13 protein-coding genes are annotated in these 13,862 nt (G+C 40.3%); 12 read left to right on the top strand and 1 reads right to left on the bottom strand.

Annotated features, from left to right (window positions below):
- The first annotated feature begins 2 nt into the window (after positions 1-2).
- Positions 3-1,262, top strand: coding sequence for a glutamate-5-semialdehyde dehydrogenase (proA, locus tag ACXPAV_RS10945; RefSeq protein WP_458003477.1), 1,260 nt, complete (start codon positions 3-5; stop codon positions 1,260-1,262).
- A 151-nt stretch (positions 1,263-1,413) separates the two neighbouring features.
- Here proA and rho read toward each other — a convergent pair whose 3' ends face one another.
- Positions 1,414-2,676: a transcription termination factor Rho gene (gene rho, locus ACXPAV_RS10940; RefSeq protein WP_013746151.1), complete on the bottom strand. Its 1,263-nt coding sequence runs from the start codon at positions 2,674-2,676 to the stop codon at positions 1,414-1,416.
- A gap of 163 nt (positions 2,677-2,839) precedes the next feature.
- Here rho and rhlB point away from each other — a divergent pair, with 163 nt between their 5' ends.
- The 11 genes from rhlB to ACXPAV_RS10885 all read left to right on the top strand — a co-directional run bounded on the left by rhlB (position 2,840) and on the right by ACXPAV_RS10885 (position 13,779).
- Complete coding sequence (gene rhlB / locus ACXPAV_RS10935) at positions 2,840-4,039, top strand: ATP-dependent RNA helicase RhlB (RefSeq protein WP_458003476.1); 1,200 nt, start codon at positions 2,840-2,842, stop codon at positions 4,037-4,039.
- Between the two features lie 60 nt (positions 4,040-4,099).
- Positions 4,100-4,402: a ribosome silencing factor gene (gene rsfS / locus ACXPAV_RS10930; RefSeq protein WP_039133722.1), complete on the top strand. Its 303-nt coding sequence runs from the start codon at positions 4,100-4,102 to the stop codon at positions 4,400-4,402.
- A 2-nt stretch (positions 4,403-4,404) separates the two neighbouring features.
- On the top strand, positions 4,405-4,875 hold the full coding sequence (gene rlmH / locus ACXPAV_RS10925) for a 23S rRNA (pseudouridine(1915)-N(3))-methyltransferase RlmH (RefSeq protein WP_458003475.1): 471 nt from the start codon (positions 4,405-4,407) through the stop codon (positions 4,873-4,875).
- Between the two features lie 5 nt (positions 4,876-4,880).
- On the top strand, positions 4,881-6,791 hold the full coding sequence (mrdA, locus tag ACXPAV_RS10920) for a penicillin-binding protein 2 (RefSeq protein WP_458003474.1): 1,911 nt from the start codon (positions 4,881-4,883) through the stop codon (positions 6,789-6,791).
- Complete coding sequence (gene rodA, locus ACXPAV_RS10915) at positions 6,788-7,900, top strand: rod shape-determining protein RodA (RefSeq protein WP_458003473.1); 1,113 nt, start codon at positions 6,788-6,790, stop codon at positions 7,898-7,900. Before mrdA ends, rodA begins: the two co-directional genes overlap by 4 nt.
- 43 nt (positions 7,901-7,943) lie before the next feature.
- Positions 7,944-8,780 carry a septal ring lytic transglycosylase RlpA family protein gene (locus ACXPAV_RS10910; RefSeq protein ID WP_458003472.1) on the top strand — a complete coding sequence of 279 codons (837 nt, stop codon included), beginning with the start codon at positions 7,944-7,946 and terminating at the stop codon, positions 8,778-8,780.
- Positions 8,781-8,802: 22 nt separating this feature from the next.
- Positions 8,803-9,987, top strand: a complete 1,185-nt coding sequence (locus ACXPAV_RS10905) for a serine hydrolase (RefSeq protein WP_458003471.1) — start codon at positions 8,803-8,805, stop codon at positions 9,985-9,987.
- Between the two features lie 137 nt (positions 9,988-10,124).
- Positions 10,125-10,400 (top strand): DUF493 family protein YbeD, encoded by a 276-nt coding sequence (ybeD, locus tag ACXPAV_RS10900; protein WP_039133744.1) that lies wholly within the window; start codon positions 10,125-10,127, stop codon positions 10,398-10,400.
- Between the two features lie 13 nt (positions 10,401-10,413).
- The gene (lipB, locus tag ACXPAV_RS10895) at positions 10,414-11,124 is read left to right on the top strand and encodes a lipoyl(octanoyl) transferase LipB (RefSeq protein ID WP_458003470.1); all 711 of its coding nucleotides are present in this window, start codon (positions 10,414-10,416) and stop codon (positions 11,122-11,124) included.
- Between the two features lie 9 nt (positions 11,125-11,133).
- A complete protein-coding gene (gene lipA / locus ACXPAV_RS10890) occupies positions 11,134-12,096 on the top strand; it encodes a lipoyl synthase (protein ID WP_039094271.1) in 963 nt (320 codons plus the stop codon).
- A gap of 144 nt (positions 12,097-12,240) precedes the next feature.
- Positions 12,241-13,779, top strand: coding sequence for a YifB family Mg chelatase-like AAA ATPase (locus tag ACXPAV_RS10885; RefSeq protein WP_458003469.1), 1,539 nt, complete (start codon positions 12,241-12,243; stop codon positions 13,777-13,779).
- Positions 13,780-13,862 lie beyond the last annotated feature (83 nt).

Genomic DNA, 13,862 nt, shown 5'->3' with positions numbered 1-13,862 from the left:
AAATGATAGATTTACAACAAATAGGGCAACAAGCCAAACAGGCTTCTTATCAGCTTGCAACGCTCTCTCATCAACAAAAAAACAGTGCATTGGCAAAAATTGCCGAACAATTAAAAGATCGTCAGAGTGATATTCTTGCCGCCAATGCTAAAGATATTGAAAATGCACGCCAACAAGGGCTTAGCGACGCATTAATCGATCGGCTACTGCTTACAGAAAGTCGCTTGGACAGTATTATTCACGAAGTAAAACATATTATTTCGCTTGCCGACCCGGTTGGTAACATTATTGATGGCGCTGAGTTGGACAGTGGCATCCGTATCCAGCGTAAACGCGTGCCGCTAGGCGTTATCGGTGTAATTTATGAAGCCAGACCGAATGTGACCGTAGATGTTGCCTGCTTATGTTTAAAAACTGGCAATGCGGTTATTTTGCGTGGCGGTAAAGAAACCACCCATAGCAACCGGATTTTAGTTGAGATCATCCAACAAGCCTTGCTCCAATCGCAACTGCCTGCAACTGCAGTACAGGCTATTACCGATCCGGATCGAAACCTAATCACACAACTATTAAAACTGGATCGTTATGTCGATATGATTATCCCGCGCGGTGGTGCCGGCTTGCACAAACTGTGTAAAGAGCAATCCACTATTCCGGTGATTGTTGGCGGTATTGGCATTTGTCATCTTTTTGTAGAAGAAAGTGCTGATATTGAAAAATCATTAAAAGTGATCCACAACGCAAAAACTCAACGCCCAAGCACTTGTAATACGCTAGAAACATTATTAGTGCAGGAAAGTATTGCCGAAACATTCTTGCCTCGACTTGCGGCTTATAACCAAGCGCCACAAATCACCTTCCACGCAGATACGGCTGCCAAAGCAATATTACAACAGCACTGCAAACGCGTTTATGCATTAGATGAAAAATCACTCTCTGAAGAGTGGCTGTCTTATGATTTGAATGTGGTGATTGTGAAAGATATTGAACAAGCAATCGCCCATATCCACCACTATGGAAGTCAACACTCTGACGGCATTTTAAGTCAAAATCCACAACGATTAATGCAATTCGCCCAACAGGTTGACTCAGCTGCTGTTTATCTCAATGCAAGTACACGCTTCACTGACGGAGGCGAGTTCGGCTTAGGTGCAGAAGTTGCGGTCAGCACTCAAAAACTGCACGCTCGAGGCCCGATGGGATTGGAAGCACTCACCACCTACAAATGGATCTGCCAAGGCGATTACGCCACCAGAGCTTAACATCCTCCCGCCTTAAAGGGCGGGGATTTATAGATTATTCTGATAAATAGAAAAAATGTTACATAGTAAGTTATTCAGATATAAAAAAACCACCCTATTTATCGCTAAGTTCAAAACAAAATAAGGTGGTTTTTATCAAAATATTTTTTAACTAAGAGCGTTTCATCGCTTCAAAAAATTCTTCATTGGTTTTCGTCATCGACAATTTATCAATTAAGAATTCCATCGCTTCAATTTCACCCATAGGATGCACAATTTTGCGTAAAATCCACATTTTTTGTAATTCATCTGGAGTAGTAAGCAACTCTTCTTTACGTGTACCTGAGCTATTGAAATCAATCGCCGGGAAGACGCGTTTTTCCGCAATCTTACGAGATAGGTGAAGCTCCATATTACCGGTTCCTTTGAACTCCTCGTAAATCACTTCATCCATTTTAGAGCCGGTATCAACCAATGCAGTAGCGATAATAGTTAAGCTGCCGCCCTCTTCAACATTACGCGCAGCACCAAAGAAACGTTTCGGACGATGCAAGGCATTTGCATCTACCCCTCCGGACAACACTTTGCCCGAAGCCGGAGTGACTGTGTTGTAAGCGCGCGCTAAACGTGTAATGGAATCTAACAAAATGACCACATCTTTCTTATGCTCAACCAAACGTTTTGCTTTCTCAATCACCATTTCAGCTACTTGCACGTGGCGTGCCGCCGGTTCATCGAAAGTGGAAGCCACTACTTCACCTTTCACCAAACGCTGCATTTCTGTCACTTCTTCCGGACGTTCATCAATCAGCAGAACCATTAAAATACATTCCGGATAGTTATAAGTGATGCTTTGTGCAATGTTTTGCAAAAACATTGTTTTCCCTGCTTTCGGTGGCGCAACAATTAATGCACGTTGCCCTTTACCAATCGGCGCAGCCAAATCAAGAATACGCGCGGTTAAATCTTCGGTTGAACCGTTACCACGTTCCATTCGTAAACGATAATTAGCGTGAAGCGGCGTTAAATTTTCAAATAGGATTTTATTGCGGGAAATTTCAGGACGGTCATCATTGACTTGATTCACTTTTAATAAGGCAAAATAGCGTTCACCCTCTTTCGGCGGTCTGATTTTCCCCTCAATCATATCACCGGTGCGCAAATTAAAACGGCGAATCTGACTCGGCGAAACATAAATATCATCTGGTCCAGCCAAATAAGAACTATCTGCGGAACGCAAAAAACCGAAACCGTCTGGCAAAATTTCCAAAACACCATCTCCAAAGATGTCTTCTCCGCTCTTTGAATGCTGCTTTAAAATAGCAAAAATAATGTCCTGTTTTCTTAGACGTGCTAAATTTTCTAGCCCCATTTGTTCTTCGCCTAATTTAACTAGCTCAGAAACGGGCATATTTTTTAATTCTGTTAAATTCATAATGACTGAAATGTTGTTAGATTAGATTAAAAAACGAATTGTAAAGTTGGATATGAGAAAAATTTAATGGCGCAAAGTTACCATTAAATAAGACTAATGTCCAGTTTTAGAGTAGAATTTCTCACCGAATTCAGCCTATTTAGCAGAGATTTTTTAATTTATTATGGAACATCAATATTTAACTTCAACAAAATTCAGTGATTTTAATCTTCATCCAAACATCCTCTCAGCCTTGCAAAAAATGGGAATGGAGTATTGCACACCGATTCAAGCCAATTCCTTGCCTTACTCATTAGCAGGCAGAGATATCGCTGGACAAGCACAAACAGGAACGGGGAAAACTGTTGCCTTTTTAACCGCACTTTTTCAGAAACTTATTCAAGAACCATCATCACACCATACATTAGCTGCTATTATCCTCGCACCGACACGTGAGCTTGCAGTACAAATTTATCATGATGCTCAACATTTTGCGCAAACAACAGGATTAAAACTTGGTTTAGCTTATGGCGGCGATGGTTACGACAAACAACTTCAAGTTTTACAACAAGGTGTCAATATTCTGATCGGTACAACCGGTCGTGTAATTGATTATATAAAACAGCGTATTATTTCTCTTAACCACATTCAATGTATCGTGCTTGATGAAGCAGATAGAATGTTTGACCTCGGCTTTATCCGCGATATTCGATACATTTTACGCCATTGTCCACCACCAAGTGAACGCCTAACAATGTTATTTTCCGCCACACTCTCATTTAAAGTTCGCGAGTTAGCATTTGAAGATATGAATGATCCACATTACATTGAAATTGAATCGATATATAAAACAGCGGATACAATAAAAGAAGAACTGTTTTATCCATCTAATCAAGACAAAATGAGATTACTATTAACGCTTATAGAAGAAGAATGGCCAGAACGTTGCATCATTTTTGCTAATACCAAGCATCAATGTGAAAAAATTTGGCAATATTTAGTTGCTGATCAACTAAGGGTCGGCTTATTAACTGGCGATGTTCCTCAGAAAAAACGTTTTGACTTACTAGAACAATTTGCTAATGGACAACTAGATATTCTCGTTGCTACGGATGTTGCTGCTAGAGGATTACACATTCCGCAAGTAACGCACGTTTTCAATTATGATTTACCCGATGACTATGAAGATTATGTACACCGTATCGGTCGAACTGGACGTGCCGGAGAAAACGGAATTTCAATCAGTTTTGCTTGTGAAGATTATGCGGTTAATCTGCCAGCGATTGAGCAATACATTGGACATTCCATTCCAGTAAGCCATTACGATTCATCCGCACTCTTGCCACTTCCTAAACGGAAATTTCCACGCAAAGCAAGATCGTGATACAATTCGCGCCTTAAAATTTTAATTAGGACTATTTTTTAACCAAAAAAGGGTTTTTACGTGTTAGAAACTATTGTCGAACAACTGGACAATCTAAAAGCAAAAGATATTTTAGTACTTAATGTAAAAGGAAAATCTCCGATCACCGATGATCTTATAATCTGTACTGGTAATTCGAGTCGCCACGTCGCCTCTCTAGCTGAAAATTTGATTGCTTATTGTAAAAAACATCAAATTGAGAGTTTCGGTGCAGAAGGCTTTAATACTAGCGACTGGATTGTGGTCGATTTTGGGCAAGTGATGGTACATATTATGCAAGAAGAGGCTCGTTCTCTTTACCAATTAGAAAAACTGTGGGCATAAAAATGAAATTACAGTTAATTGCCGTCGGTACAAAAATGCCTACTTGGGTTAATGAAGGTTTTATTGAATATCAACGCCGCTTCCCGAAAGATTTACCCTTAGAGTTAATTGAAATTCCTGCCGGTAAACGCGGAAAAAACGCAGATATAAAACGCATTTTAGAGAAAGAAGGTGAGGCAATGCTAGCAGCTTGCCCTAAAAATAGCTTAATTGTAACCCTTGATATTCCCGGTAAGACTTGGACAACACCTCAATTAGCACAACAACTTGAAAGTTGGAAACAGGACGGGCGTGATGTCTGTTTATTAATCGGTGGACCTGAAGGTTTATCTCCTGAGTGCAAACAGGCTGCTGAACGCAGTTGGTCACTTTCAGCCCTCACTATGCCGCACCCGTTAGTGCGCATTGTGGTTGCGGAAAGTTTATACCGCGCCTGGAGTTTAACCACAAATCACCCTTATCATCGAGAGTAATCCAGATGAAATTAATGAAATTTTTGCAGGAAAAAGAGACCATTCGCGACAATCAAGCAGAAAGCAATCTGTTTGCGCGCCGTGCATTAATTTCATTTATTGGTGTACTGATTCTCACCGGTGTACTTTTAACCAACCTATATAATTTGCAAGTTGTGAATTATGACGCCTACCAAACGCGTTCCAACGGTAACCGCATTAAACTGCTCCCGATTGCGCCGACTCGTGGCATTATTTACGACAGAAATAACAAGATCTTAGCAGAAAACCTCACGTTTTTCGGTTTATACATCATACCGGAAAAAGTGGATAATTTAGAACAAACATTCAATCAATTACGGCAAATTGTTGGCTTGACTGATGACGATATTGATGCTTTTAAAAAAGAACGTCGCCGTTCACAACGTTATACACCGATTTTATTAAAAGCTGATTTAAGCGAAGATCAAATTGCACGTTTTTCCGTTAATCAATATGCATTTCCAAGTTTAGAAGTAAAGCCTTATTTTAAAAGACATTATCTATATGGCGAGCCACTCACACATATTCTCGGTTATGTTGCACGAATTAATGACCGTGATGTTGAACGCTTGAAACAAGAAGAAAAAGAAGCCAATTATTCTGGCACACACGACATCGGCAAACTCGGTATTGAACGTTATTATGAAGATGAACTACACGGTCAAGTCGGTTTTGAAGAGGTGGAAGTGAACAGCCAAGGCAAAGTTATTCGTAAATTACGTGAACAACCTGCTGTTGCTGGTAAAAATATTCGTTTAACCTTAGATGTTGATTTACAACGTTATATTTTTAATCTCCTCGGCAATCAAAAAGCAGCGGTCGTGGTAATGAACCCAAAAGACAGCAGCATTTTAGCGATGGTTTCAACACCAAGCTATGACAATAATCTATTCGTGGACGGTATTTCCTATCAAAATTATCAAAGATTATTGAATGATCCAGAGCGTCCATTATACAGTCGTGCATTACAAGGTGCTTATCCACCAGCATCAACAGTAAAACCTTTTATTGCGGTTGCCGCATTAACCGAAGGTGTTATTACACCCAATACCACTTTCTATGATCCCGGTTACTTTATGATCCCAAACACTAATAAGCGTTTCCGTGATTGGCTAAAAACAGGTCACGGTGCTACTAATGTTATCAAAGGCATTACCGAATCATCAGATACCTTTTTCTATAATGTTGCCTACCAAATGGGAATTGATCGTCTGTCGGATTGGATGATGAAATTCGGCTTCGGTCAACTCACTGGAATCGATATTTTAGAAGAAACCAACGGTGTTATGCCAACCAGAGCTTGGAAACAAAAACGCTATAAAAAGCCTTGGTTCCAAGGGGATACCATTCCAGTTGGTATTGGGCAAGGTTATTGGACAGCAACACCGTTACAGTTAGCAAAAGCATTATCTATTCTGATTAATAACGGCAAAGTTAATACTCCGCATTTAATGCAAGAAATTATCGGCAATCAGGTCGAATATTATCAAGATAAACATCAATATCCTGATATTACCGAACCAAATGATATTTATTGGAATATTGCAAAACAGGGAATGTACGGCGTAGTAAACAGCCCAAACGGCACGGCTCGTAAAGCGTTTGCCGGTACGCCTTACAAAGTGGCAGGCAAATCAGGGACAGCACAGGTGTTCAGTTTAAAAGAAAACGAAACTTATAACTCAAAAAACTTGTCTAAACATCTGCACGATCACGCTTGGTTTAACGCTTACGCACCATTTAATGATCCGGAAGTGATCGTGACTATTATTATGGAAAACGCTGGCGGAGGCTCAGGAAATGCCGCACCTATCGTCAGACAAATTTTTGATTATTATTTTGCGCATCAACCACAAACATCCCCAGTTAATCCAAGCGGAGTATCGACACAATGACAGAAAAGCATACAATAACTACTTTGTGGCAGAGATTGCACATTGATTTAAAGCTACTTTTAGGCTTAATAATCGTGGTAATTTATGGTTTAATTGTGCTTTACAGTGCTTCAGGTGGCAGTGAAAAAATGTTCGATAATCGAATAATGCAGGTAGCAATAGGGTTTACCGTGCTATTTGTTTTTGCACAACTGCCGCCCCGCTTCTATCAAAAATTAGCACCGTACTTATATTTAGTCGGTATTATCTTGCTGATTTTGGTAGATTTAATCGGTACAACCAGTAAAGGCGCACAACGCTGGTTGGATTTAGGGCTGTTTCGCTTTCAGCCATCGGAGCTGATAAAATTGTCCGTGCCGCTGATGGTGGCGACCTTTTTAGGCAAACGACAACTACCGCCAAGTTTCGGTAATACTGTCATTGCATTGGTTTTAATTATTGCGCCTACGCTATTGGTGGCAATACAGCCCGATTTAGGAACCTCTATTCTTGTTGCGGCATCAGGCATTTTTGTGGTGTTTCTTGCCGGAATGAGTTGGAAATTGATCGCAACAGCCGTTATCGGTGTTGCCGGTTTTATTCCCGTGTTATGGTTTTACTTGATGCACGATTACCAAAAAACACGGGTATTAACCCTGCTTGATCCTGAAAAAGATCCTTTAGGTGCAGGGTATCACATTATTCAATCAAAAATCGCTATCGGTTCAGGAGGTTTGTTCGGTAAAGGTTGGATGATGGGAACACAATCTCAGTTAGAATTTCTGCCTGAACCTCATACTGACTTTATTTTTGCAGTATTAAGTGAAGAGTACGGATTAATTGGGATTATCGTTTTATTAATCATTTACTTATTTATTATTGGGAGAGGATTAATCATTGGTGCGAAAGCACAAGACGCCTTCGGTCGTATTTTGGCCGGCGCTTTAACATTGATATTCTTTGTTTATGTCTTTGTTAATATTGGTATGGTGAGTGGTATTTTGCCTGTTGTTGGCGTTCCATTGCCGCTAGTAAGCTACGGTGGAACATCGTTTGTGACATTAATGGCCGGTTTCGGCTTAATTATGTCAATTCATACACATCGACGAATGCTTTCTCATGGAAGCTAATTTCCATTTGAGCAATCAAAGAAAGTTAGGGAACATATTTAATATGAAACTAAAGAAACATTTTGCTATGTTGGCTATTTTGCTTTTTCTTTTTCAAAGTTCTTTTGCAATAGCCAAAACAGGAATTCATAACGAAACGAAAAAAATTTATGGTATTGCCGGTCCGAAACTGCAATATCATCCTAAAAAAACAAAAAGTAAAACTTACACCGTCAAAGGAGTACGTTATCGCACAGTGACCACAAAAGAGGCGAAAACCTATGCCAAGCAAGGTAAAGCCAGTTTTTATCATCCTAAATTTGTGGGACAAAGAACCTCCAGCGGTGAAGTTTATAATGAGAAACTGTTTACTGCCGCACATAAAACATTGCCTTTAAACAGTTATGTGCTGGTAACAAACTTACGCAATCACAAAAAAGTGGTTGTCAGAATTAACGATCGAGGTCCATTCCATTCAAATAGGATTATTGATCTATCAAAAGCAGCAGCCAAAGAACTGGGAATGACCAGTCACGGCGTTGCTAATGTAAAACTTGATATGGTGATTATTGACCGTAACGGTAATCTCTCTGGTAAAGGCGGAAAAACACTCATTGCCTCTCGCCTTAATACACAGAAAGAGAACAACGTTATTGTTAATAACCAAAGGGTAAGCAAACAATTTAGATTGACTGCCAATAACATTGTAAGCAAAGAGAAAGCGGAACAGCTAATTTCTGCATTAGCTATTGATGATATAAAAACAGAAATTACCCAAGAAGGGGATAAATATAACATTCATATTGGGCCTGTTCTCGACCCCAATAAAGTAAACAGCATCAAACTCGCTTTTTCTCGTTTACAAACGGATGATAGTCAGCTCTATACTTATCGCTACTAATTAACGTTGTAAGGATGAAAAAATGTCGCTGTATTCTAAAAAACTGAAAAAACTCGCCTTTGCCGGTTTACTCGGTTTTTCCAGTATCTCTGTTGCTTTTGCGGAAGGTCTTTATGATATTGCTCCACCGCAAATTAATGCTCAGACCTATATTTTAATGGATTACAATAGCGGTGCCGTATTGGCGGCACTCAATCCCGATCAGAAACATTATCCGGCATCATTAACCAAAATGATGACAAGTTATGTTATCGGTCAAGCCTTGAAAGAAGGGAGAATCCATAATACCGATATGGTAACGATTGACGAAGAATCTTGGGGGAAAAATTTCCCAGGATCATCAAAAATGTTTTTGAATGTCAATCAACAAGTTTCCGTTTCCGACTTAAATCGGGGCATTATTATTGCTTCAGGAAATGATGCTTGCGTAGCAATGGCAAAATACCTTGCCGGCTCTCAAGCAAATTTCATCAATATGATGAATCAATATGTCGATCAATTTGGCTTAAAGAATACACACTTTGAAACAGTACACGGCCTTGATCACGAAAATCAATACTCCACCTCACGTGATATGGCACTTATCGGCGCACGAATTATTCGTGATTTGCCGGAAGAGTATCATATTTATGCCGAAAAAGAGTTCACCTTCAACAACATTAAACAACCTAACCGTAACGGCTTATTATGGGACAAAAATCTCACCGTTGATGGCTTAAAAACCGGACATACCGATGAAGCAGGTTATAATTTAGTCGCTTCCGCAGTTAACAATAATATGCGTTTAATCTCGGTGGTGATGGGCGTAAACTCGTTTAAAGGCCGTGAAATTGAAAGCAAAAAACTATTGCAATGGGGCTTCGCCAATTTTGAGAATGTGAAACCGCTCGCCGCTAATCAAGTTGTTTCCGAACAGCCGGTTTATTACGGTAAAGAAAGCAAAATCAAACTCGGCACACTTTCCGATGTTTATTTAGTTATTCCGAAAGGCAAAAGTCAAGCCATTAAAGCACGCTACCAACTCAATCAAAAATTCCTTGAAGCACCGTTAAAACAGGGGCAAGTTGTTGGTTCTATCGTTTATCAGCTTGATGGTAAAGATATTCAAAAAGCCGATCTTCAAGTAATGAATAATGTTGAAGAAGCTGGTTTCTTCGGCAAAGCGTGGGATTGGTTAGTGCTGACCGTAAAAAGCATTTTTAGTTAGATAAGTTTGCTTTAACACTTATTTAACAATAACCCTTGAAATTTTGCTAACCCACCTTATTTAGGGTGGGTTAAATTGCATTATCTTTAGGGTAGAAATTAATACCAAAGATAAAATCACAGTTAAGAGAGGAAATTATGCAACAACAAGAACAACCAAAACTTAAAGATTTACTCGAATTCCCGTGTGATTTCCCATACAAAGTTGTTGGACTCGCACATCCTGAACTCACTGATCGCGTCCTTGCCGTTGTACAACAACACGCACCGGGCGATTACACTCCTTCTGTAAAGCCAAGCCGAAATGGTAAATATCACTCCGTTTCCTTTACCATTAACGCTCAGAATATCGAACAGATAGAACGTTTATATAAAGAATTGGCCGAAATTGAATTAGTCAAAATGGTGTTATAACCAAGGTAGTACTATGGAAAGTACAATAGAACAGATTAAGCAAAAAGTGATTATTCGTCAGCTTGGTGTGCAACCTTATGACACTGTTTGGCATCGTATGCAACAATTTACTGATCAGCGTACTGCCGATACGATTGATGAAATTTGGTTAGTGCAACATCCGCCGGTGTTTACCCAAGGTCAGGCAGGTAAACCGGAACACATTCTAACCAAAACCAACATTCCTATCGTTCAATCCGACCGTGGCGGGCAAGTTACCTACCACGGACCGGGGCAACAAGTGATGTACATTCTGGTTGATATTAAACGCCGCAAAGCAATTGATAAATTATCCGGCAAAGAATCGCCACTTTCAGTAAGAGATCTTGTTACTGACTTGGAACAATGTGTAGTTAAAACCTTAGCTGATTATGGCATTGAAGGCTATCCAAAACCGGATGCACCTGGTGTTTATATTAACGGCAAAAAAATCTGTTCTCTTGGTTTGCGTATCCGTAAAGGCTGTTCATTCCACGGGTTAGCATTCAATATTCATATGGATCTCTCGCCGTTTCATAACATTAATCCTTGTGGTTACGCCGGCTTGGAAATGTGCCAATTACAAGATTTTGTTAAAGAACCTATTACCTGTGCCGATGTCGCACCTAAATTAATCGAACATTTCACCCGCTTAATCGGCTATCAACAACTCACCTTTGTTGATGGTCTGGACAACACACAATAAGGAAAAAATATGGGCACTCCGTTTAAAATGGAACGTGGCGTTAAATATCGTGATGCCGCTAAGACTTCAATTATTCCAGTAAAAAATATTGATCCTAACCAAGAGCTGTTACCCAAGCCAGAATGGATGAAAATTAAACTTCCAGCGAATACTGAAAAAATCTTAAATATCAAAAAGGCAATGCGTAAGAACGGCTTGAACTCTGTATGTGAAGAAGCCTCTTGCCCGAACCTGGCTGAATGCTTCCATCACGGCACTGCAACTTTTATGATTTTAGGTGCTATCTGTACTCGTCGTTGCCCGTTCTGTGATGTAGCACACGGCAAACCGTTACCGCCTGATCCGGAAGAACCAAAAAAATTGGCACAGACTATTCACGATATGGGATTACGCTATGTGGTTATCACGTCTGTCGATCGTGATGATCTTCGTGACGGTGGAGCCGGTCATTTTGCCGAATGTGTGAAAGAAATCCGCGCCTTAAATCCAAATATTAAAATTGAAATTTTAGTGCCGGATTTTCGTGGCCGTATTGAAGTAGCACTTGAAAAATTAGCGCAAAATCCACCGGATGTTTTTAATCATAACCTTGAAAATATTCCTCGCTTATATAAAGAAGTTCGTCCGGGTGCAGATTACCAATGGTCTTTACGCTTACTGCGCGAATTTAAACAAATGTTCCCAAATATTCCGACCAAATCCGGATTAATGGTTGGCTTAGGAGAAACCAACGAAGAAATTTTGCAAGTAATGCAAGATTTACGCGATAACGGCGTCACTATGTTGACATTAGGTCAATATTTACAACCAAGTCGCCACCACTTACCAGTAGCACGTTATGTGCCACCAAGTGAATTTGATCAATTCAGAAGCAAGGCAAAAGAGATGGGATTTGAACACGCAGCTTGTGGCCCTTTCGTTCGTTCCTCCTACCACGCCGACTTACAAGCAAAAGGCGTAGAAGTTAAATAATTTCATTAATGATGGGTAGAAAATAGCGCCCATCATTATCACAAAATTTTCTTTTTTCGATCATCATCACAAAACTACTCACAACGCTTTTCTATATTTGCACTTTTTCTCTATGCTTGTCCTTATTTTGCATTGAGGAATGTTATGTCATTAGCAGTTGTTTACAGCCGTGCCTCTATCGGAGTGCAGGCACCATTAATCACGATCGAAGTTCATATGAGTAACGGCGCGCCGGGGTTAACCTTGGTCGGCTTACCGGAAACCACCGTAAAAGAGGCAAGAGATCGTGTTCGTAGTGCATTAATGAATGCTAATTTTATCTATCCGACTCAACGAATCACCGTTAATCTTGCACCGGCAGATCTACCGAAAGAAGGAGGAAGATTTGATTTACCAATTGCATTAGGTATCTTAGCAGCTTCAGGGCAAATCGATGCTCAAAAGTTACAATCCTTTGAATTTATTGGAGAACTGGCACTTACTGGAAATTTACGTGGCGTACAAGGCGTTATTCCGGCTATTTTGGCGGCGAATAACGCAAAACGTGAATTAATTATCGCCAAACAAAATGCTCAAGAAGCAACCTTAGTTGCCAACACACAAACCTATTTTGCCGACTCGCTATTAGATGTTGTCAGTTTTTTGAATCAGCAACAAAAATTGCCGATAGCACAACAATTACCGCCAGTTTCCCATTCTAAAAACCCCCATTTACTGGATATGACCGATATTATCGGACAACAACACGCTAAACGAGCTTTACTCATTGCTGCTGCCGGACAGCATAATCTCCTCTTTTTAGGGCCACCCGGTACAGGCAAAACTATGTTGGCAAGTCGATTAACAACACTATTGCCAGAGATGACAGAACAAGAAGCGATTGAAACGGCTGCCATTAATAGCTTAGTACAACGTTGTGTGGATTATCAGCATTGGAAACAACGCCCTTTTCGCTCACCCCATCACAGTGCGTCAATGGCAGCATTAGTTGGTGGCGGCACTATTCCTAAACCGGGAGAAATTTCCCTTGCCCATAATGGCGTGCTTTTTTTGGACGAATTGCCTGAGTTTGATCGCAAAGTGCTTGACGCCTTACGAGAACCGCTGGAAAGTGGCGAAATCGTGATCTCACGTACAGCGGCAAAAGTGACTTTTCCTGCAAAATTTCAACTCATTGCCGCAATGAACCCAAGCCCGACAGGGCATTATCAAGGCACACATAACCGTACCTCGCCGCAACAGATTATGCGCTACCTTAATCGGTTATCCGGTCCATTTCTTGACCGCTTTGATCTCTCAATTGAAGTGCCGTTACTGCCACAAGGCACTTTGCAACAATTACCTAAAGACGAAAACAGCAGTGAAAAATTAAAACATATCGTGATACAGGCGAGGAAAAAACAACTCTCTCGTTGCGGAAAAATTAATGCCCATTTATCTGGCAAAGAGATCGAACAATATTGCAAATTAATACAAGATGATGCCATTTTTCTTGAAAATGCATTGAATAAACTTGGGCTTTCTGTTAGAGCCTATCATCGCATTTTACGAGTTTCTCGCACTATCGCCGATCTGGCAGGTGAAGAGCAAATCCAACGCATTCATCTAGCTGAAGCACTAGGTTATCGTGCTATGGACAGGTTATTACAGCGTTTAACCGCTAATATTAATAACGCCATTTAACCGCCAATTATTCTCAAATTTCACAAACACAACAGGAAGCTTTCCCCACTTGTCGCCATCTTAAATTTAAAGGTACTACCTTC

It is taken from the genome of Gallibacterium sp. ZY190522, from assembly GCF_054166015.1.
The sequence above is the reverse complement of the archived record's forward strand: the minus strand, read 5'-3'. Positions and strand labels throughout refer to the sequence as shown.